Source organism: Halomonas sp. MS1 (assembly GCF_024182575.1).
Lineage (GTDB): Bacteria > Pseudomonadota > Gammaproteobacteria > Pseudomonadales > Halomonadaceae > Vreelandella.
On the sequence record NZ_CP098926.1, the window covers coordinates 3,747,320 to 3,767,809 of the forward strand.

General features: G+C 50.2%; 22 protein-coding genes and 4 tRNA genes. 11 read left to right on the forward strand and 15 right to left on the reverse strand.

All coding sequences use genetic code 11. The features are described 5' to 3' along the window. Positions 1-17 precede the first annotated feature (17 nt). From NF683_RS17275 to NF683_RS17310, 8 genes are all read right to left on the reverse strand, one after another. A complete protein-coding gene (locus tag NF683_RS17275) occupies positions 18-1,247 on the reverse strand; it encodes a type II toxin-antitoxin system HipA family toxin (RefSeq protein WP_089038411.1) in 1,230 nt (409 codons plus the stop codon). Then, complete coding sequence (locus tag NF683_RS17280) at positions 1,240-1,551, reverse strand: helix-turn-helix domain-containing protein (protein ID WP_089038412.1); 312 nt, start codon at positions 1,549-1,551, stop codon at positions 1,240-1,242. The genes NF683_RS17275 and NF683_RS17280 overlap by 8 nt, the downstream gene beginning before the upstream one ends. A gap of 276 nt (positions 1,552-1,827) precedes the next feature. Further along, positions 1,828-2,037 carry a putative motility protein gene (locus NF683_RS17285; RefSeq protein WP_089040872.1) on the reverse strand — a complete coding sequence of 70 codons (210 nt, stop codon included), beginning with the start codon at positions 2,035-2,037 and terminating at the stop codon, positions 1,828-1,830. A 132-nt stretch (positions 2,038-2,169) separates the two neighbouring features. Continuing rightward, positions 2,170-3,411, reverse strand: coding sequence for an NAD(P)/FAD-dependent oxidoreductase (locus NF683_RS17290; RefSeq protein WP_089038413.1), 1,242 nt, complete (start codon positions 3,409-3,411; stop codon positions 2,170-2,172). 526 nt (positions 3,412-3,937) lie between these two features. Then, a tRNA-His gene (locus NF683_RS17295) sits at positions 3,938-4,012 on the reverse strand. A gap of 46 nt (positions 4,013-4,058) precedes the next feature. Then, positions 4,059-4,133: transfer RNA gene (locus NF683_RS17300), tRNA-His, on the reverse strand. A 57-nt stretch (positions 4,134-4,190) separates the two neighbouring features. Further along, positions 4,191-4,267 (reverse strand) — tRNA-Arg (locus NF683_RS17305). A gap of 92 nt (positions 4,268-4,359) precedes the next feature. Next, a tRNA-Pro gene (locus NF683_RS17310) sits at positions 4,360-4,436 on the reverse strand. 332 nt (positions 4,437-4,768) lie between these two features. Between NF683_RS17310 and folD the strand changes: the two genes are divergently transcribed. Further along, positions 4,769-5,635 carry a bifunctional methylenetetrahydrofolate dehydrogenase/methenyltetrahydrofolate cyclohydrolase FolD gene (gene folD / locus NF683_RS17315; RefSeq protein WP_089038415.1) on the forward strand — a complete coding sequence of 289 codons (867 nt, stop codon included), beginning with the start codon at positions 4,769-4,771 and terminating at the stop codon, positions 5,633-5,635. A 48-nt stretch (positions 5,636-5,683) separates the two neighbouring features. Then, positions 5,684-6,397, forward strand: a complete 714-nt coding sequence (gene mtnN / locus NF683_RS17320) for a 5'-methylthioadenosine/S-adenosylhomocysteine nucleosidase (protein ID WP_089038416.1) — start codon at positions 5,684-5,686, stop codon at positions 6,395-6,397. An 82-nt stretch (positions 6,398-6,479) separates the two neighbouring features. On the opposite strand, the gene pyrC is transcribed toward mtnN, so the two are convergent. Beyond that, positions 6,480-7,517, reverse strand: a complete 1,038-nt coding sequence (gene pyrC, locus NF683_RS17325; RefSeq protein WP_089038417.1) for a dihydroorotase — start codon at positions 7,515-7,517, stop codon at positions 6,480-6,482. Between the two features lie 149 nt (positions 7,518-7,666). On the opposite strand from pyrC, the gene NF683_RS17330 reads away from it, so the two are divergent. From NF683_RS17330 to NF683_RS17340, 3 genes are read left to right on the forward strand one after another with little or no spacing between them, the layout of a single operon-like run. Beyond that, positions 7,667-8,083 carry a hypothetical protein gene (locus NF683_RS17330; RefSeq protein ID WP_083004445.1) on the forward strand — a complete coding sequence of 139 codons (417 nt, stop codon included), beginning with the start codon at positions 7,667-7,669 and terminating at the stop codon, positions 8,081-8,083. Between the two features lie 7 nt (positions 8,084-8,090). After that, on the forward strand, positions 8,091-9,365 hold the full coding sequence (locus tag NF683_RS17335) for an ATP-binding protein (RefSeq protein ID WP_089038418.1): 1,275 nt from the start codon (positions 8,091-8,093) through the stop codon (positions 9,363-9,365). Positions 9,366-9,403: 38 nt separating this feature from the next. After that, positions 9,404-9,943: a response regulator transcription factor gene (locus tag NF683_RS17340; protein WP_089038419.1), complete on the forward strand. Its 540-nt coding sequence runs from the start codon at positions 9,404-9,406 to the stop codon at positions 9,941-9,943. A 52-nt stretch (positions 9,944-9,995) separates the two neighbouring features. Here NF683_RS17340 and NF683_RS17345 read toward each other — a convergent pair whose 3' ends face one another. Next, positions 9,996-10,769: a 3-hydroxybutyrate dehydrogenase gene (locus tag NF683_RS17345; RefSeq protein WP_038484408.1), complete on the reverse strand. Its 774-nt coding sequence runs from the start codon at positions 10,767-10,769 to the stop codon at positions 9,996-9,998. 75 nt (positions 10,770-10,844) lie between these two features. After that, positions 10,845-11,282 (reverse strand): [NiFe]-hydrogenase assembly chaperone HybE, encoded by a 438-nt coding sequence (gene hybE / locus NF683_RS17350; RefSeq protein ID WP_253920525.1) that lies wholly within the window; start codon positions 11,280-11,282, stop codon positions 10,845-10,847. Positions 11,283-11,423: 141 nt separating this feature from the next. Here hybE and NF683_RS17355 point away from each other — a divergent pair, with 141 nt between their 5' ends. Beyond that, the gene (locus NF683_RS17355) at positions 11,424-11,687 is read left to right on the forward strand and encodes a GrxA family glutaredoxin (RefSeq protein ID WP_038484415.1); all 264 of its coding nucleotides are present in this window, start codon (positions 11,424-11,426) and stop codon (positions 11,685-11,687) included. Between the two features lie 122 nt (positions 11,688-11,809). After that, a complete protein-coding gene (locus NF683_RS17360) occupies positions 11,810-12,577 on the forward strand; it encodes a VOC family protein (RefSeq protein WP_089038421.1) in 768 nt (255 codons plus the stop codon). 27 nt (positions 12,578-12,604) lie between these two features. Here the strand turns inward: NF683_RS17360 and NF683_RS17365 are convergent, their stop codons facing one another. Together NF683_RS17365 and NF683_RS17370 are read right to left on the reverse strand one after the other, a co-directional pair. After that, complete coding sequence (locus tag NF683_RS17365) at positions 12,605-13,270, reverse strand: CoA transferase subunit B (protein ID WP_038484421.1); 666 nt, start codon at positions 13,268-13,270, stop codon at positions 12,605-12,607. A 45-nt stretch (positions 13,271-13,315) separates the two neighbouring features. Beyond that, positions 13,316-14,014: a CoA transferase subunit A gene (locus tag NF683_RS17370; RefSeq protein ID WP_009724478.1), complete on the reverse strand. Its 699-nt coding sequence runs from the start codon at positions 14,012-14,014 to the stop codon at positions 13,316-13,318. Positions 14,015-14,161: 147 nt separating this feature from the next. Between NF683_RS17370 and NF683_RS17375 the strand changes: the two genes are divergently transcribed. The 3 genes from NF683_RS17375 (at position 14,162) to NF683_RS17385 (ending at position 16,967) form a co-directional block, all read left to right on the forward strand. Beyond that, a complete protein-coding gene (locus NF683_RS17375) occupies positions 14,162-15,055 on the forward strand; it encodes a LysR family transcriptional regulator (RefSeq protein ID WP_089038422.1) in 894 nt (297 codons plus the stop codon). A gap of 146 nt (positions 15,056-15,201) precedes the next feature. Continuing rightward, on the forward strand, positions 15,202-16,083 hold the full coding sequence (locus NF683_RS17380) for an acyltransferase (protein ID WP_193060361.1): 882 nt from the start codon (positions 15,202-15,204) through the stop codon (positions 16,081-16,083). Beyond that, the gene (locus tag NF683_RS17385; RefSeq protein ID WP_226912377.1) at positions 16,020-16,967 is read left to right on the forward strand and encodes a LysM peptidoglycan-binding domain-containing protein; all 948 of its coding nucleotides are present in this window, start codon (positions 16,020-16,022) and stop codon (positions 16,965-16,967) included. The genes NF683_RS17380 and NF683_RS17385 overlap by 64 nt, the downstream gene beginning before the upstream one ends. A gap of 52 nt (positions 16,968-17,019) precedes the next feature. Here the strand turns inward: NF683_RS17385 and gcvT are convergent, their stop codons facing one another. Next, a complete protein-coding gene (gene gcvT / locus NF683_RS17390; RefSeq protein ID WP_089038425.1) occupies positions 17,020-18,132 on the reverse strand; it encodes a glycine cleavage system aminomethyltransferase GcvT in 1,113 nt (370 codons plus the stop codon). Between the two features lie 93 nt (positions 18,133-18,225). Beyond that, positions 18,226-19,635, reverse strand: coding sequence for an alanine/glycine:cation symporter family protein (locus tag NF683_RS17395; protein ID WP_253920526.1), 1,410 nt, complete (start codon positions 19,633-19,635; stop codon positions 18,226-18,228). 411 nt (positions 19,636-20,046) lie between these two features. On the opposite strand from NF683_RS17395, the gene gcvH reads away from it, so the two are divergent. After that, complete coding sequence (gcvH, locus tag NF683_RS17400; protein ID WP_089038427.1) at positions 20,047-20,436, forward strand: glycine cleavage system protein GcvH; 390 nt, start codon at positions 20,047-20,049, stop codon at positions 20,434-20,436. The last annotated feature ends 54 nt before the right edge of the window (positions 20,437-20,490 follow it).

Consider the following 20,490-nt stretch of genomic DNA (forward strand, 5'->3'; position numbering starts at 1 on the left):
GTGCTATGTTCATTGAGTCAGCGCAGTGGTATGCCTAGCAAGTGTTTCTCAATTGCTTCAATCATAGATTTGGTGAGCGGCAAATGGGCTTTTTCTTTCGCCCATACTTCATGGAAACCAGCTACGGTTTGCTTGGCCGTATCCAACACCAACTTTTCTGGCAACATGGCTTTGGCCGCTAAATGCGATAGTTCATCCAGATTGAACTCACTGAACTTTTTGCTGCGGCTAACCTTTAACGCGGCACTATCATCAGCAATGTAGGGAATGGTCGAGACAAAGTCATATGCCGGTGCAATTGATGCAGAGCGCTTGTCTTTGTAAATCACAGACCAATTTTTCAAATGCATATCTGCATTGCCAATTAACGTATTGAATACCAACCTGCGAGTAAATTCAGCAATGTCTTCCTCTTGACCTTCTATGCCGATAACCTGCGCGATATTACGCATACTAGCCTTTTTGTATTTATCTTGAGGATACACGCCAAAGACTTGCGCAAAATCTTCAATATGTACTGCTTGCCCATCAGCACGGTCAAAACGCTTGATCACAAAGGCCTGAGCATTTTTAAACGAGCCGCCATACTTTTCGATTCCTTCCGGAATGTTGGCAATCTGGTTAATGGGTAGCAGCTGAATTTCTGGCACATCCATTCCTAACATTCGTGCCAATTCCATCATCGAATATTCATTTTCCGGCACGCCTTCAAAGCGAGGTGATGGCAATTTCACAATCCATGAGCCACCTCTACCCGTAGCTGGAATCGTCAAGCCTCTATTGGCATGTTGTACTGCTGAAAATTTCAACTGCACACCCGCTAATGAGAAGCGCATCGCTGCTTCACATTTGGTTCCATCTTCTATTTCTTGATGCACACTAGGCGGCAGCGTTTCACCATCGGCAGTTTCAACAGTGATCGCTCCCGCTAAGTCCTGCCCTAACACCCACAATAGGAAAAACTCCCGCGCTGGGTTCACGCCAGCACGCTCTGCCAGGTAGTTACGCATCGTTTCTTCTGGCAGTAGATTGGAGAAAAAAGGCGTTAATTTGGTTTGGGTAGGTTTGAAGTTAGTGAGCAAACCACCAAGTGAATCTTTAAAGCCAAGCCCTAACACAGGCCGAGATGCATCACTCGCGTAAGCATCCGTAAAGGCAAATAGCGTTCTGTCATTGCCGACGTTGGTGATCGTTGCGATAGGCTCGCCGTAGAGCAAAACGTTTAGAGTGGACACATTGTTAATCATCGCTGTCACCATCTAAATGGTATGCGGGTGACACCTCTTCACCCTCATCCTGATTACCTTTGCTACTTCGAATGATCGACTTTATCGCTGGCACAGATTTTTTAGGCGCGACAAATAACTCCAGGTCGAGTACACGCGCAAGTGCAATCAAGCTGGAAACCCTTAGGTCAACGCCTCCAGACTCGATTTTCGAGATATGGCTTTGAGGCACACCCGATCGAGCGCTCAGCTCTCTCTGGCTAAACCCCTTACGTGCGCGAGCCTCTCGAAGGCTCTCCAGTATTTGCTCTGTTGCGTAACTCATGCTTGATCTTCTTTAACATATCATTAACCATAAAATATATGTAAAAACATATCAAAAAACGCGAAACAACACAAGTTTGATCTACCATAGCACATCAATGCAGTACTATTGATATGCTATAGCAGATAAACAACGGTACATCGCGTTTGCCGACCAGGAATGCTTTTTAGCTCAATCTCAAGAAGAGTTACGGCATCCACTAGGAAAGTAGTTAAGGGAAATTTAAAAAAAAGCGCCGAACATGTCGGCGCTTTTTTAGTACTGACGTTTACTTGGCTAGGCGTAAGTATTGACCTGAGTCCCAACGCTGCCCTCTTGGGCAAGGCTTGGCTGAGCGCCCATGTTAGCAGAGGCAAGCACTTCCGACACTTGCTGTGCTTGCATATCAAGAGCCTGCTTAAAAAGCTGCATCTGTGCTTGTTCAGCAGATTGTGCTTGATTCATATAGAGTGCGGTGCTCACTGCGTTGCTTACGGCAACATCCATCTTCCACCTCACGATTGCGATATGTTGCATCAAGATAGCAAACATCATGCTTTACTACCAAGCACCTCTCCCATTAAGTACTTAGTCAGCAGTACTAAGCCAACAGTACAAAGCCAACAGCTACCCACTGATTTAGAAACGGTCAGCCCTGAAAGGCGCCATATCAATCTCAGTCGGCTTACCTTCTATCATATCCGCCAGCAATTGCCCGGTAGCAGGACCTAGGGTAAATCCCTGATGCCCATGTCCAAAAGCTAACCACAGGCCACGATGCTTGGGAGCCGGCCCTATAACAGGCTTCATGTCAGGCAAACATGGTCGTGCGCCTTTCCAAGCAGAGGCGTCGCGACGCTCAGCGAGGGGGAATATCGTGCGCGCAACTTTTTCTGCAGCAGCTAACTGCTGCTCATCTGCTGGCGACTCAAGCCGGTCAAGCTCAGCCCCGGTGGTTAACCGAACGCCTGCATTCATAGGCGCAAGCAAGTAACCCACCTCCGCATCCATTAACCAGTAATGAAGCTTTTTAGAAGGCTGTGTGGCGTAGTGCATGTGATAGCCACGCTTAACAAAGGTCGGGAAATGATAGCCTAAGCCTTTCAGCCAGCTACCTGCCCATGGCCCTAGCGCAACGACAACCTCATCTGCTTCTAAGCACTCAGCAGCCGTATCGACTTGCCAGCGCTCTCCTTGTTGCTTCAACCCCTCAATATCAGTTTGCAAGATACGTCCACCCTGCTGGACAAAAGCATCGGCATAAGCGGCAACCAGCCCACCTGGGTCGGCAACTGTCCAAGGGTCAAGCCAGTGAATAGCACCAATAATATCGCTACCTAAATCTGGCTCTTTAGCCTCTAATGCAGCGCGGTCCAAAACGTCAAACTGAACACCAAAATTGTCACGGGCGTCCTGTGCTTCTTTTACACGTTTTGCTAGCTCTCCGGGCGTGCGATAAATTTCCAACCAGCCTTCCCGGCGAACCAAATGATCAGCCTTTGCCGCTTCAATCATGGGGCCGTGAGTCTTCAAGCAGAGCTGTATCAATGACGCATACTCAGGCACTATTTTTTTATAGTGTCGGCTGGAAGAGTTATGCCAGTAGCTCAACAGCGGCGAAGCAGCATTAATCATGCCGGCAGGCCGATAACGAATATCAACACGCTTGTTTGGCAGCACGCTCAGGATGGTTTTCATATCCCGCGGGAAAGCATAAGGACGAACCGCTTCGCGCTGGATAATGCCAGCATTGCCGAAAGAGGTTTCACGACCAGGTTGGCGGCGATCAACCAGCGTTACTTGATGACCACGCTGCTGCAAGTGCCATGCAATGCTGACACCGACCATACCTGCCCCTAACACCACCGTTTGACGCGCCATTGCGTTGCACTCCGTAAAAGAAAATACTGCCTACAGTTCAAATGATTATTTTCAACGAACAACTCGTTAAAAAATATCACTATCTAAACAGCATTAACATAGCTTAAAAAACTGTTTTAAGACCAAAAAGCAGCAACAAATATCGCATTAAAAAATAATATAGATGACTTCACTGCACGTATCGCCAAAGCCATCAAAATGCACCAGCGCTTCTTACTAAAGACCTTTTTAAGCGGTTCATCAAGCACAGGCCTGCCCCCTACTAAGGCGGCATCGCGATAATAAGCCTAGGAAAATTTCGCAGCAATTTCAGGTAGAGAGACATTTTTCGGGCAGGAAATGAATCAAAGGCAAAACCCAGGAAAGGCATTGCGTAGCCAAATAAGGTGAAAGAGGCTTAAAACACGAGCGACCAAAACGCAAAAAAGCCGAACATAGGTCAGCTTGGTTTCAAACAAAATAATTAATAAAGGGGAAAAGTAATAATAACGCGAGAGGATTTTTTTAAGGATAACATCAAGGTTAATGGGGTGGATGATGGGGATCGAACCCACGACCACCGGAGCCACAATCCGGGGCTCTACCACTGAGCTACATCCACCACAACCTAAAACTAGAATTGCATATAATTAATACGAGTCATCAAATGGGGTGGATGATGGGGATCGAACCCACGACCACCGGAGCCACAATCCGGGGCTCTACCACTGAGCTACATCCACCATTGATGAAGTACTGACTTACATGTCTTACCGAATGCGTCCACCAAAAAGCCTTAATGGCACGCCCAGCAGGACTCGAACCCGCAACCTACGGCTTAGAAGGCCGTTGCTCTATCCGGTTGAGCTATGGGCGCACATAAAGCATTCTAAGAGACTGAATACTGATGAGCACTTGACCACAACCAATGTTCGGAAAAGCAAATTACCACCTTCCGCGCTAGGTATGTGGTCGGGATGGAGGGATTCGAACCCCCGACATCCTGCTCCCAAAGCAGGCGCGCTACCAGACTGCGCTACATCCCGATTTCTTACCTTAGACGCTGCTGCATGTCCCGTCTCAAGCGAGGCATATATTACTATTTCTGAGTTTAAAGTCAACACCTAAAGTGATTGATTCGTTAGAGGCTTTGCCTTGTCGCCCTAGCATGCGAAAATCAGCCCTTCTCGAAAGCCAGTGACCTCCTGCGCTCAGCCACACAATTCTAGGTGCTGAGTTATAGATAGCGAGGTTTAAGTATCGGTGTTCAACAGAGGTTCGGGGACGATGCTCACGCGCGGCCCTCCCATACTTTAAACGCCACGGCCTAGACATAGTCACTCAGCTTCGTTTCTAACCTTCACAGGGATTCTATTACATGACCGCCCAACTTATCGATGGCAAGGCCATCGCCGCTAATGTCCGCCAGCAAGTTGCCGAGAAAATCAGCGCGCGCCAGCAAGCTGGCGCTCGGGCACCTGGACTAGCTGTTGTTGTGGTCGGGGAAGACCCAGCCTCCCATGTTTATGTCAGCAACAAACACCGCGCCTGTGAGCAGGCAGGCATCCACTCTTTCCAACATGCGCTACCCGCTGATACGCAGCAGCATGAACTTGAAGCACTGGTCGATCAGTTAAACAACGATGCAACGGTTGACGGCATTCTTGTTCAACTGCCATTGCCAGAGCATTTAGACTCTCGCCCTATTCTTGAGCGCATTCGCCCAGACAAGGATGTCGACGGCTTTCACCCATACAATATTGGTCGTCTGGCGCAACGTATGCCCTCGCTCAGGCCCTGCACACCTAAAGGTATTATGACCATGCTTGCCCATAGCGGCATTTCCGTACGAGGGTTAGATGCCACTGTAGTCGGCGCGTCCAACATTGTCGGTCGGCCAATGGCGTTGGAGTTGATGCTGGCAGGTTGCACCACCACGGTATGCCACCGCTTCACGCTACAGCTTGAGTCTCATGTGCGCCGTGCTGACTTAGTTGTTGTCGCTGTCGGCAAACCCGGTATTGTCAAAGGGGAATGGATCAAACCAGGCGCCATCGTGATTGATGTTGGCATTAATCGCCAAGACGACGGCACGCTCACTGGTGACGTTGATTTTAAAGCCGCAGCAGAACGCGCCAGCTTCATTACACCCGTGCCTGGCGGCGTTGGGCCGATGACCGTTGCCACGCTACTTGAAAACACGCTAGAAGCCGCTGAACGGCACGACAAAGGCCTGGAGCAGTAGTGTTACGCACACCACTGCCGTTAACGATTTCTTAAGGAGTAATCACGAGTGCAACGTATTGGAATCATCGGCGCGATGGCGCAGGAAGTGGACATACTGGCAGGACAGCTAGAAGGCGCTGAACGCTACGAGCATGCTGGCTTCGTGTTTTATACGGGCACACGTCACGGCTTGGAAATTATTGTGCTGCAGTCGGGGATAGGCAAGGTCAATGCGGCGGTAGGCACCGCGATTTTACTTGAGCGGCACCAGCCTGATGCGATCATTAACACCGGTTCCGCAGGCGGCTTTGCGAGCGATCTTGCTATTGGTGATGTGATTATTTCGGATGAAGTTCGCCATCATGACGTTGACGCAGTGGTCTTTGGCTATGAGCTTGGTCAGGTACCTGGCATGCCGGCAGCCTACCAAGCAGACAAACAACTTCGTGATCTTGCCCGCAACGCCATTGCCGCATTAGGTGAAGTCAATGTACGTGAAGGGCTCATCGCCACAGGCGATGCCTTTATGGCCGACCCTGTTCGTGTCGCGACTACCCGTGAACAGTTTCCAACCATGCTAGCCGTCGAGATGGAAGGCGCCGCTATTGCTCAAACATGCCATCTTTATGGCTGCCCATTTGTGGTCATTCGCGCGCTGTCTGATATCCCCGGCAGCGGTGACAACCACCTGTCATTCGAGCAATTTTTAGACATCGCGGCAGACCATTCATCACGGATGGTGGATCAGATGCTGATCGAACTTGGTAAGATCAAGCAATAGACGTCAAGAAAGCGTGCTTAAAGCGTTAAGAAAACGGAGCCAGTCGGCTCCGTTTTTTTGATTTGCTATCTAGCTATACAAGCTACGCTTTCAGCTTCCATGCCAAGCTCTCGCCCGCCATTAGCGGAATAATATGCTGACCAGCCGCATAGGGATAATGCGCCGGCAGACTCCATGAACGACGCTCCAACGTCACGCTATCAGCATTAGCCGGTAATCCATAAAAGCGCGGTCCATTGAGGCTGGCAAACGCTTCTAACTTGTCTAAGGCACCCATTTCTTCGAAGGCTGCTGCATAGAGCTCAATGGCAGCAGGCGCCGTATATGCCCCTGCACAGCCGCAGCTAGACTCTTTGTCACCCTGGGCATGCGGCGCACTATCGGTGCCCAAGAAGAATTTAGGACTACCACTGGTCGCCGCTTTCAACAACGCCTGGCGATGCTGCTCACGCTTTAGAATGGGCAAGCAGTAATAATGCGGACGAATACCACCTGCCAGCATTTTGTTGCGGTTAAACAGCAGATGATGGGCTGTGATCGTGGCCGCAATATTATCAGGCGCAGCAGCAACAAACTCGGCAGCCTGCTGGGTCGTAATATGCTCAAACACTACCTTAAGCTTAGGGTGTCTCGCCAAAAGCGGTTTCATAACCTGCTCAATAAACACCGCTTCTCGATCGAAAATATCAATGTCATGATCGGTCACTTCACCATGCACCAACAGCGGCATACCAACGTTTGCTAGCATCGCAATCGTGTCATCGCAGTGGGCAATGTCGGTGACGCCCGATGCAGAGTTAGTGGTAGCGCCCGCGGGATAGAGCTTCACGGCTTTCACGACACCACTTTCAGCAGCACGCTCAATTTCTTCAGGGGGCGTCGTGTCTGTTAAATAGAGCGTCATCAAAGGTTCAAATGCACTCCCTTCGGGTAACGCAGCTAAAATTCTCTGCCGATATGCTAGTGCTTGCGCGGTAGTGGTTATCGGCGGCTTTAAATTAGGCATTATAATCGCACGCCCCATTTGGGCGGCGGTATGACCTACCACAGCGCTTAGCGCCTCATCATCACGTAAATGAAGATGCCAATCATCGGGGCGAGTCAACGTAATAGCGTCCACGGCAAGTCCTGTGCAGAAATGAATTTAGTCAAAGGGTCAGAACAGTATACCCAATACGGGTAATGGATAAATCTCCCCTATCCATCCCACAGCCGTTCCCAAGTGTCGTATCATGGCGACACTTTGTAAGGTCAAGGATTCAGTTTTTTATGCAGAATGTGCGTCGCTATGCGGACATTATCGCCAGTATTGAAGGATTACTTTGGCTTGGTCTTGCCTGGTCGATATCCTTTTCAATGTATTTTGGGAGTACCGAACCGACGCTGGCTGTCCTATTCGTTGTTGGTGCTCTCGTGCTGTTCGGCTGGGCGCACCGTCCAATGCGTTACTTGTTGAAACGCTACCATGTACGTAAGCGCCGTACTGACATGTGGATTCATACGCTAGCACTACCACTCTTGCTCGCTATGTTTTTCCATATCATGTTAGAAGCCGTTCTGGGCAGTGCCTGGCTACCTCCTAAAATGCTGCTATTCAACTTGCTTGCCTCAGCGGGATGGCTGACGTTCGTTATGACGTTATTTATTAAATATGTTATTCACAACGTGAAAGCATCGAGCAAATAAGCACGCTATGCCTACCCCCCTGCCTCTCCCGCTTTCGACGCCAAACCGTAACCTCGTTCGATTAACGATCGTCAGAGGTATCACCTGGACCGGCTTTTTACTGGCCATTATTGTTGGTATTGAGCTACTCGCTTTCGACTTGCCAGTGACTGCAGTCGTCAGTGTTGTGATTGCCATGGGGATACTGAATATCGTCACATGGTGGCGCTTAGGCAGACCCAAAGCGGTTAATCATTTCGAATATCTTGCCCACTTATTGGCCGATATTGCAGGCTTAACGCTGCTATTTTATTTTTCAGGCGGCTCAACAAACCCCTTTATTACTTACTATTTAGTGCCTGTCACTATCGCCGCCGCAACCCTTCCCTGGCGGCATGCTTGGATCATCGCCGCGTGTTCAATGGCAGGTTACACCTACCTGATGTTCTTTTATCACCCGATACCTCAGCTGGGCCACATTAACAGCGACGGCCCACTAAGCCTTCACGTATTGGGTATGTGGCTTAATTTTGGCTTATCAGCCGGACTGGTCACGTTCTTTATCTACAAAATGGCCCATGCACTGCGTAATCGAGATAAAGCACTATCTCGCACGCGAGAAGCGGCACTGCGCAATGAACAGGTGTTAGCCGTTGCTACTCAAGCCGCTGGCACGGCTCATGAGCTTGGCACGCCGCTTTCAACCATGGCCGTGCTGCTCAATGAAATGTACCAGGACGCGCCTAATGACTCCCCCTTGCAACAAGATATAGCCATTCTTCGCCAGCAAGTAGACGTGTGCAAATCGCGCTTACAACACCTTGTTGCGACGGCTGATCGTCGGCGCATGGCAGAACCAGAGATACTGGATGCTGAACTGTGGTTAGCCGCCGTTGTGCAACGCTGGCTCGTTATCAGGCCAGATGTTAGCCACTTTTTTGATGTTGCCGAGAAACGCGGCCGCCCCTGGTTGGCCGTCGATGCCACATTAGATCAAGCGCTAACCAATTTGCTGAATAACGCCGCCGACGCTAATCCAGAACAAATTGCTATTCGACTGGATTGGCAAGATGAAAGCGTTGTTATTGATATACGCGACCATGGACCCGGCATCGCCATGTCGATTGCTGACCAGCTAGGCGACACGTTTATTTCCACCAAAAGCAAAGGCATGGGGATTGGGCTGTTTTTAACCCATGCCACCATTAATCGTTTCGGTGGTGGAGTAAGCCTGTACAATCATCCTGAAGGCGGTACGTTAACGGAAGTGACGCTGCCGCTTTGTTCCGCCCCTGATAAGTAACAGCGACGCAGAGCATTCGCCAGAAAATCGAGGACATCATGCAGACGCAAGACCAACGCCTTCTAATCGTCGACGATGATGAAATGTTTTGTCACGTGCTAAGCAGAGCGCTTTCGCGTCGTGGTTTTGAGGTGCAAGTTGCCCACGATGCTGATCAAGCAATGGCGCTGATCACGCAGTTCATGCCAACGATGGCAACACTCGATCTAAAACTTGAGCATAGTTCCGGGCTTAAGCTACTGCCCGACATGCTGGCAAGCGCACCGAATTGCCGCATTGTGGTATTAACGGGGTATTCCAGCATCGCCACAGCGGTAGAAGCCATCAAACTTGGCGCTGTTAACTATCTATGCAAACCAGCGGATGCCGACGATGTTATTGCCGCTTTTGACCATCAGGATGGTGATCCGAATATTGAACTAGCCGACAACCCTCCCTCTATCAACCGTATAACGTGGGAGCACATTCAAAAGGTGTTGCAAGAGCATGATGGCAACATTTCAGCCACGGCTAGGGCACTCGGTATGCATCGGCGCACATTACAACGCAAATTACAGAAGCGCCCGGTACGTCGGTAATTCGCCCACTCTTTGCGCAACAACGCCGCAAAGAGTGGGTGTCAACTTGATGTTATTGGGCGGTCCATCCTAGATCAATGTTCCAACTGGCACCCGTTACAGCGCCTGCCGCATCGGAGGCTAAGTAAGCAACTAGCTGAGCAACCTCGGAAGGCTCAATCAAGCGCTTAACCGCTGCGTTTTTCAGCATGATTTTTTCAATCACCTCTTGCTCATCCATCCCATGTAGCTTGGCTTGGTCGGCGATCTGATTATCTACCAGCGGTGTTTTCACATAGGCGGGGCAAATAGTATTGGCGGTAATCCCCTGCTCACCACCTTCTAAAGCGGCGGTTTTCGTTAGTCCGATCATGCCGTGCTTGGCACTGATATAAGCGGCTTTGCCTGGTGAAGCCACCTGTGCATGCACAGACGCAATATTAATCACACGCCCCCAGCCTTTTTTACGCATATGTGGCCATGCTGCCTGGGTAAGCAAAAACGGCGCCGTCAGCATTAAATCGATGATTTGACGCCACTTCTCTTCGGGGAACGTCTCAATAGAAGCGACGTGCTGAATACCTGCATTATTAACCAAAATATCGACGCCACCAAAGCGTTTAACCGCGTCAGCAATCGCGCCACGGCACGCGTCGGGGTCGGTTAAATCCCCCTGATAAAACGCTGCGCCAGCCGCGTCAGCCACTTCTTTTCCAGCCGGGTTAAAGTCTACTGCTAACACTTGAAAACCCTGCTCACAGAAATGTTTCACCACCGCTTCACCAATACCGCTGCTAGTGCCAGTGACCACAGCAACACGGGGTGTGACAGCTTTTTCAGAGGACATAAACGTTCCTTTTGCTGAGATTATTCAGAGTAAAAATGTAAAAACAACAGTGTAGATAGAGGTAGACGTTTCTGCCTAACCAACCTCTGGAGAAGATTTATCAGACACCATTAACTGCATCATCATTCGCTGGGCCAGTCGCGCAGCTTCCTGCATACTTTCCAGATCACTTAGATCCTCCAGAATGATGCGCTTATAAAGCTCACTGCCGTTGGGCAACGGTTCACATGAAAGCGAATAGTGGCCAGAAGGAAGGTTGAGGCGCAATACATTCCCCAGAGGGGCATGCTGATCCAGACGTGGCACAGCAACTAGCCACATCGCACAAGGTGTTATTAATGCACCGACCAGTAGCGACGCATGCTCCTCTTCCCAAGGCTGGAAGCACAGCGCATCAACTCCAAGACGAGGGTTATAATGATCCGCCTGCTTCATTGAGCGCAGATGCGCATTTCGATAATGCAACGCTAATTCAGCTAAGCGTGCGTATTCTTGGGCAGCTAAGGTTTGCATACGCTCTTCCGATGATTAAACATTCGCCCATAACACGGCTTAATGAAGCGTGTAGTGTAGCGCTATTAGCCAAACTGCATGAGCTGCGCCACAATAGGCAACCCATTTTTAATAGATCTTTATCCTAAAGGAGTTTCTACGATGTTTGTGGTAATTTTTGGCCGCATGTCATGCCCCTTCTGCGTACGCGCAAAGCATCTCGCAGAGCATTTAGAGAGTAACGGAAAGATAGAAGGCTACCGCTACGTTGATATGCCTTCAGAAGGCGTTACCAAGGAAGATATTGCAAAAACAGCTGGCAAGCCTATTCATACCGTCCCCCAAGTGTTTGTTGACCAACAGCACATCGGCGGTTTTACTGAGTTCGACCATTTTGTGCGCCAACAGCAGCTGTTGGCTTCTTAACCCAGGCGTTAAAACTGACGTTTACACCCGTTGAACAACCAAATCTTCGCTTGCCTATACTGAAGTATCACAGCTTATATGACAGTTCATGTGACGTTCGATTAGGCGGCGAGGGTATCCCAATGCAGCGAGAGGAGTTTGTTCAACAGCTTTGGCTGGACTACATACATACACACCCAGACCTTGGCGGACTAAGATTGTGGCCACTAAGTACGTCAGCCGAGTATTTGACCTTGGTGACGCTAAATCATGGTCCCTTTGCTGCTAGCGAGCTCAACACCAGCCTTGCACATATGGGCTACCGATCAGTTGGCCATTACGCTATGGCAGATAAAGGCCTTTTGGTGCATTTACTTGCACCTAATGACAATAGCAGTTGGCTGGTATTAGCAGAGTTGCAGCTGGGTACGCTTTCAAAAGCACCCCGCGAAGCATTAACGCAGCTCGTGCTACAAAGCCATCCAGCCGATTGCCAAGGGCAAAATTTACTAAGCCGAGGACGCCCATGGCCAATGCCCTCTTGGGCGCTCTATCAGCAGCTACAACAGGCACATCCCCTCGCTGCCTGGCTAGCGATCATGGGCCCTAGACTGCACCACGCAGGTTTCGACTGCTCAACGATTGGCGAGCCCCTAGACACCTTGCATAGTCAGCTTGAAGCATGCGGCATGCCCAGTTTTGAGGGGCAACAAAACGGCGTATTTTCCGTGTCACCGTTACTTGAGCATCGATTTTATCCTGCAATGCCACAAAAAATCGTTTTCAGCTCAGGCGATGAGCATCGTCTTTGTCTGGGGGGACTAGCACTCGTGCAAAAACATGTCGGTGACGACCATGAGCGTATTGCTGAAATCCTGCTACCTTTCCACACCCGCTGTGAAATGGCGTGAGCTGATTAGCTCACGCCTGCTAAGAGTTTATTCAGCGTCAAACGTCATTTCAGGAACGTGATCGGGCACAATCAGCTTGCCAGCTGTTTTTTCAATAATTTCTTCAACACTGACACCCGGGGCACGCTCTTTGAGAATAAAAGCACCGTCTTTAATTTCCAAATAAGCCAGGTCGGTCAATACGCGATTGATGCAACCTGCCCCTGTTAGAGGAAGCGTGCACTTTTCCAGTAACTTGGACTCACCGTGTTTCGAGGCGTGCGTCATGGTACAGATAATGTTTTCTGCGCCAGCAACCAAATCCATCGCGCCGCCCATCCCTTTGATGAGCTTGCCTGGCACCATCCATGACGCAATATTTCCCTCTTGGTCCACTTCAAAAGCCCCCAGCACGGTCAGATCCACGTGACCGCCACGAATCATCGCGAATGATTCTGCTGAAGAGAAAATAGCAGCCCCAGGACGAGCGGTGACTGTCTGCTTACCGGCGTTGATCATATCAGCATCAACTTCTTCCTCAGTGGGAAAACGCCCCATACCTAGCAGTCCATTTTCGGACTGCAGCATGACATCAATGCCGTCAGGCACATAGTTGGCAACCAGCGTAGGTATGCCGATACCTAAATTGACGTAAAAGCCGTCTTCAAGTTCACGCGCAACGCGCTGTGCCATTTGCTCACGTGTTAAAGCCATGGTGTATACCTCTTATTGAGTGAAAATGTCTAAACCAGAGAGCGATCAGCTACGTACCGTGCGTTTTTCGATGCGCTTCTCGAATGAGCCTTGAATAATGCGATCCACATAGATACCGGGGGTATGGATCTGGCTTGGCTCCAATTCACCTGGTTCAACAATTTCCTCAACTTCTACAACCGTTATTTTTCCAGCAGTGGCTGCCATGGGATTGAAGTTCTGTGCCGTATGCCGATACATGACGTTGCCGTAGCGATCTGCTTTCCAGCCTTTAACAATCGCGAAATCACCGGTAATGGCTTCTTCTAAAATATAGTGGCGGCCGTTAAATTCACGCACCTCTTTACCTTCACCAATAGGTGTTCCGTAACCTGTGGCGGTATAGAATGCGGGGATACCCGCACCACCGGCGCGCATTTTCTCGGCCAGCGTGCCTTGGGGTGTTAGCACAACTTCAATTTCGTCGTTAAGCATTTGCTGTTCAAACATTGCGTTCTCGCCAACATAAGAAGCGAGAATTTTACGAATCTGACGATCTTCGAGCAGCACACCTAGCCCGAAACCATCAACACCGCAATTGTTAGATACTACCGTGAGGTCAGTGACAGCCCGACGTTTAATCTCAGCGATCAAATTTTCAGGAATGCCGCAAAGGCCAAAACCGCCAGCAATAACGGTCATGCCACTTTCGATACCTTCCATCGCTTCCTCATAGGAAGATACACGCTTGTCAAATCCTGCCATTGTTATGCCTCGCATTATTATCGGTGGTACGTTGCACGCGTCGTTATGATGCGGTTGGATCTGTATAGCCAGTGTTGTACCAGATGATATATTTGTTAAGTTTGTTTTTCTTATCAATTTATATAAAAAACTTATTAAAGGGTCCGTATGACCGTTAAGCAACTTCGCGCTTTTCTGGCGGTAGCCCAAACTCTGAGCTTTACCCAAGCCTGTGAGCGCCTGCACCTGTCTCAGCCAGCGCTCAGCTTGGCCATCAAAGGGCTTGAAGATTCGCTGGGGGGAAAGCTGTTGATACGCAGTACCCGTAGCGTCCGACTCACACCTGAGGGTGAAACCCTTATCCCACTGGCGAAGCATTTGCTTGCTCAGTGGGATAATACTGAAGAGCGACTGCGCCAACGCTTCACTCTCCAGCTTGGCCGTTTAAGCGTAGCAGCCATGCCCTCTTTTGCGTGTAATTTACTGCCCAGCGCCCTGGTTACCTTCCGTCGGCAATATCCTAAGATCAATATTACTGTCCATGATGTTATCAACGAAGAAGTCATCGACATGGTGCGCTCTCGCCAAGTGGAAATCGGCATTGCCTTTTTACCCGAAGGAACCGGCAGCTTAACGTTTACGCCACTCTTTGAAGATCAATTTATCGCTGTCGTCCCCCCCCAATCAGGATTGGCCCAGGCCAACACACTGAGCTGGGCCACCTTGTTACAACAGGATTTTATTACCCTTCAACGCCCATCAATGGTGCGTAGATTGTTAGAGCAAGGACTTGCCAAACAACACATTGACTTACCGGTCGCTTTTGAAAGCCATCAGCTCTCAACCGTTGGTAGAATGGTGGCCGATGGCTTAGGCGTAAGTGCCGTGCCTTCAATGTGTATTCAGCAAATGCACCAACTCGGCGCTCGTTGCGTTCCCTTAACCTCACCAGGCATTGCCTGCCGAGTGGGGATACTGACGCATCATGAGTTATCTGTCGCGGCACAGGCTCTGAGCAAAGTGCTAATCGAAGGTATCAACACACCGACACTGATGCCCTAGCACATCCATTAAGCATGCTAAGGTTTGGTAATATACTGGGCAGCGTGGGCGTGATCCTTTAGCATTTACGCGGGGTTGCCTATAAATTGGTCACCTAGCGCTAAAATTGCACCACTGGTGTCATCATACGTAAAAGGAACTGTGGTATGTCTACTGCCAAAGGAGTCGTCAGCCTGTTGCTGCTGACGCTAACGACACTGTTTTGGGGCGTGCCACTCATTTTGTTAACGCTGTTAAAAGTCATAACCCCAGGACGACATCAAAAACAGAGAATTCTTGATGGTCTGTGCCGCGTTGCGCTCAATTGGATTGGCGCAAATCTGTGGTGGATGCGCCGGTGGATCAAGCCTGATGTAAACATCAGCATTCCGGATTCACTCAGCCCACATCAATGGTGGCTGGTTATTTCAAACCACCGCAGTTGGACAGATATCTTCATTCTTTTTATGGCATTGCATCGCCGCATTCCAATGCCCCGGTTCTTTTTGAAACATCAGTTAATTTGGATTCCTATCGTCGGACTGGCATTTTGGGCGTTAGAATTCCCTTTTATGCGGCGCTTCAGTCGAGAGCAACTTGCCAAAAACCCTAAACTCGCCACTATCGACCGTGAGTCAACTGAGCGCGTTTGTCGGCAAGCTAGAAATGCCCCCATTGCAATATTTAATTTTGTCGAGGGGACACGCTTTACCGTAGCAAAACGGGAAAAACAGCAAAGCCCATTTCGGCACTTACTGAGACCCAAGGCTGGCGGTGTCTCTCAGGTGCTTAGCCTGCTTGGTGACAAACTGGATGGCATTTTGGATGTCACCATCAGCTATGAAAACCCAACGCCAACTTTCTGGGGTTTTCTATGCGGAAAAGAGGCTTGCATCACACTTAACGCAAGGCAACTCGCTATTCCCCAATGGATGAACGAAGCCAACTATCACGAAGAACAGCAGCACAAGGAACGGTTCCACGCATGGATCAATTCACTCTGGCAGGAAAAAGACGCCTTGCTAGCCAAGCAAACCAATCACGACTAGCTCGATGGTTAGCGGCCTGTTTGCTAGCAACGTTGTTAGCGGGATGTGCTGGTTCTCCCTCTTCAAATGATCAAAACAACCCTGTGCCCAGTAGCACTGCCGGTCAAATAAATGGTGAATGGGTAGCGGTACAGCGTGGCGATACGCTGGGAAAACTTGCCAACCGGGCAAACGTTCCACTGGAACGTCTTGAACGCTTCAACCCTGGAACAAATGCTCAACGCTTAAACGTTGGACAACGTCTATTAATACCTACCCAGCAAGAGCGAGCGCCCTCTGGCGGGCCCTATCGCTACCAGATTCGGCCTGGCGATACCTATTCAAGTATCGCGCGCCATTTTGGCACCACATCAGGGCGTATGCAGAGTGCCAATCCTGGCACCTCTCCCACAGCGCTCAGAGTTGGCCAAATTGTCAGTGTACCGCTGAGTAGCAGCACCACCTCAAGCAGCGCCAGCAGTTCCAGCACTAGCCAGCCAGCACCGACGCCAAGCGCAAGCTTGCCTGCATCTGCACGTCGTTGGCCTTGGCCCTTAGAGGACTATCGGATTGTGCGCCGTTTTGGTGCCGATAGCCGTGGTACGCTTCAACCTATGCTACTGGCCACCCAAGCCGGTGCCAAAGCCCAAGCAGTCGCGCCAGGTGAAGTGCGTTTTGCTGATGGAATGCGCCAGCTTGGCGAAGTTGTCATTATTCATCATGCGGATAACTTACAAACCGTCTACGCACTGTGCGAACGCATTTTAGTCCGTGTCGGCCAGCAAGTGAGTACAGGCGACCCACTTTGTGATGTCGGCCAAAGCAGTGCCTCACAGCGCTACGACCTGCTTTTTGACCTGCGCCAAGGCGGAAAACCTATCGACCCCCGACAAGTATTAAGATGAAGTAAAAAAAGCCCCTGAATTTCAGGGGCTTTTTTCATGAACAGTGGCGGTGTTAGCCGCGATAATAGCCTGGCTTCACAAACGGAGTTGGTGTCACCACCATCGGCAGCTGTTTACCTCTCACCAACGCATAAACTGTGGTCTCCGGCGCTTCCCATTCACGCCCCACGTACCCCATGGCAATTGGCTTACCAACACTTGGCCCAAAGCCACCGGAAGTCACAACACCAATTTCATTGCCCTTTGCATCAACTAAAAGCGCGCCCTCTCTTACTGGTGCACGCCCTTCTGCCACTAGCCCTACCCGCTTACGCGTGTGATCTTTCGCGGCTACTTGGTGCAGAATAAGCTCCGCCCCTGGGAAACCTGCCGGACGCTCCCCAGCCTGTCGGCGAGGCTTACCAATCGCCCAAATAAGCCCAGCTTCTACAGGCGTCGTTGTCATATCCATATCGTGCCCGTACAAACACAGCCCTGCTTCTAGGCGAAGCGAGTCGCGCGCACCCAAGCCAATTGCTTCAACTTCGGGTTCAGCTAACAGCTGCTCTGCCAATGCCTGGCATGCATCAGAAGCCACTGATATTTCAAAGCCATCTTCACCGGTGTAACCGCTACGACTAATCCAGACTTCCTGCCCCGCCATCGTGAAGCGGCCATGCTGCATAAACGTTAACTCACACGCTTGGGGGCACAGACGTTCCATGACATCGCGGGCTTGCGGGCCTTGCAGAGCCAGTAGCCCACGGTCGAGTACCTCTATGTGATGTGTAGCAGAAAGATTGGTGCGCAGATGGGCAATATCCTGCTCTTTGCAAGCAGCATTGACGACCAGATAAAAATGATCACCTGCATTGACGGCCATTAGATCATCGATAATACCGCCATCAGTCCCGGTTAATAGTCCATAGCGCTGCTCACCTTTGCTTAACCCCACTAGGTCTGCTGGGATGAGTGACTCAAGCGCCTCAGCAACATTGTCGCCAGAAACCGCTATTTGGCCCATGTGAGAAACATCAAACAGCCCACATTGTTGACGCGTGTGCTCATGCTCTTTTTTGACACCCAATGGGTATTGCACCGGCATGTCATAACCCGCAAAGGGAACCATTTTGGCTCCTAGCGAAAGATGCAATTCATGAAGTGGCGTCTGTTTAAGGTCGGTCATGGGATTTCCTCGGTCGAGAAAGAGAAACGGGAAGCCATGACTGGCTTCCCGGCTCTATTACATCTTATCGGCCCATATTACGTTGAATAGGGCTTACTTATCATGATCCAGCGCTTCACCTGGCAGCACGTCTTTGCCTGCAAAGTAATCACGGGTAAGTTTGAATACCACTGGCGAAAGTAGCGCCAACGCGATCAAGTTCGGAATGGCCATCATAGCGTTAAAGGTATCAGCCATCAGCCAAATAAAACCAAGCTGCGCGATAGCACCCAGCGGGATTGCCAGAACGAACAGCACGCGATACAGCATAATCGAACGTGTACCGAACAGGAACTGACAGCACTTCTCGCCGTAGAAAGACCAGCCAAGAATCGTGGTGAAGGCAAACACAGCCAGGGCAATCGCAACAATCTGGTTACCAAAACCGGGCAAGGCAGCATCGAACGAAAGCGCCGTCAGTGATGCACCCGCCTCACCATCAATCCATACTGTGGAGGTCAAAATAACCAGTGCCGTAATGGTACAAACGACAATCGTATCGATAAAGGTGCCCAGCATGGCGATGAGGCCTTGGCGAACCGGGTTTTTGGTCTGCGCTGCTGCGTGTGCAATGGGTGCACTACCTAAACCTGCTTCGTTAGAGAAAATACCGCGTGCTACACCAAACCGGATAGCAGCCATGACTGCCGCACCGGCAAAGCCACCCGCTGCTGCCATCGGATTAAAGGCGTAATAGAAAATCAAACCAAACGCTTCACCAATTTGGCTTGCATTCACGATCAAGACCAACAGCCCGGCAATCACGTAAGCAATCCCCATGATGGGCACTAGTTTACCGGCTACTTTTGCAATGCGCTTAATGCCGCCGAGGATAACAGCCCCCGCCAGCACCATGATAATTACGCCGGTTAGCCAATGCGGAACACCAAAGGTAGAGTCCATTGCATCCGCTACAGAGTTTGACTGTACGGTATTACCGATCCCAAAAGCCGCTACCGCACCAAAGAATGAGAATAGCCCACCCAGCCAGAGCCATTTCTTACCGAGGCCATTCTTTATATAGAACATCGGGCCACCGACGTGGTAGCCAGTGCTATCGGTTTCACGATAACGCACAGCAAGAACTGCTTCGGAAAATTTAGTGGCCATCCCCACTAACGCAGTGATCCACATCCAGAACACCGCGCCTGGGCCACCAAGCGCAATAGCCGTTGCCACACCCGCGATATTACCTGTGCCAATCGTCGCGGATAGCGCCGTCATCAGTGCATCAAAAGGTGAAATCTCACCGTCTTGGTCAGCAGACACCTGGTCAGCATCTGCTTTGCTAGGCTTAGTGTCGCGGCCCTTCCACATGAGCTTGAAACCCACACCGAGCTTTCTAATCGGCATCAGCTTCAAGCCAATCTGTAAGTAAATCCCTACGCCTAGCAGTAGGACCAACATTATCGGGCCCCAAACGACACCGTTAATTGCCCCTAGGAGGTTGGTTAGTATTTCCACGTGTTTCTCCTTACCCTGTTCGTTAGCTCGTTTATTATGGGCACCGGGCAGTCAAGCTGCCTTGTTTTATGCTACTGAGGTTATCAAACGTTTCCACCATAGCGCGTCTCACGCTTTGAAAAAACGCATAATTGGCATGTTTTGCACCATTTTCCTAGTGCGCACCCATTGTGATGTCGCAACTCAGTAGAGAAAGCATCTGTTTTCAAAAAAACTAGCAGATATAAAGCATCAGGAAACACGACGTGGTTTTTTTGCCACCATGGGGCGTTGAAGAAATTTGTTTCCGATCGGAAACACGTTAACATAGGGCACAGATCGCCTGGCTTAGAACTGGCCAATAGTCGCCAAGGCGAACGACAGGCGTTAGTATGCTCCTGTCCAGACAACTGTTTCATAAAGGGAATCATCATGAGCAATCTTCCTGCCAATCTTCGTTATGCCGCAAGCCACGAATGGGTACTTGACCACCAAGACGGTACCGTCACTATCGGCATTACTGATCATGCCCAAGAAGCGCTGGGTGACGTTGTTTTCGTTGAACTGCCAGAAGTCGGTCAGGCACTCAACAAAGGCCAAGAGTTCGGCGTTATCGAGTCTGTTAAGGCGGCTTCTGACCTTTACTCGCCGGTTAACGGTGAAGTTATCGAAGTGAATGAGGCGCTTGAAGATTCGCCGGAGACCGTCAATGAAGCGCCTTATGAAGGTGGTTGGATCATGAAGGTGCGCCTGACAGACACAGCCCTTGACGGGTTGCTAGACGCAGATGCTTACCAGGCAACACTTAGTTCAGACGATTAATTAGTCGGAAAGCCTGCGTAAAGCAGGCTTTCTAGTTTCACCCTGCGCGGTTTT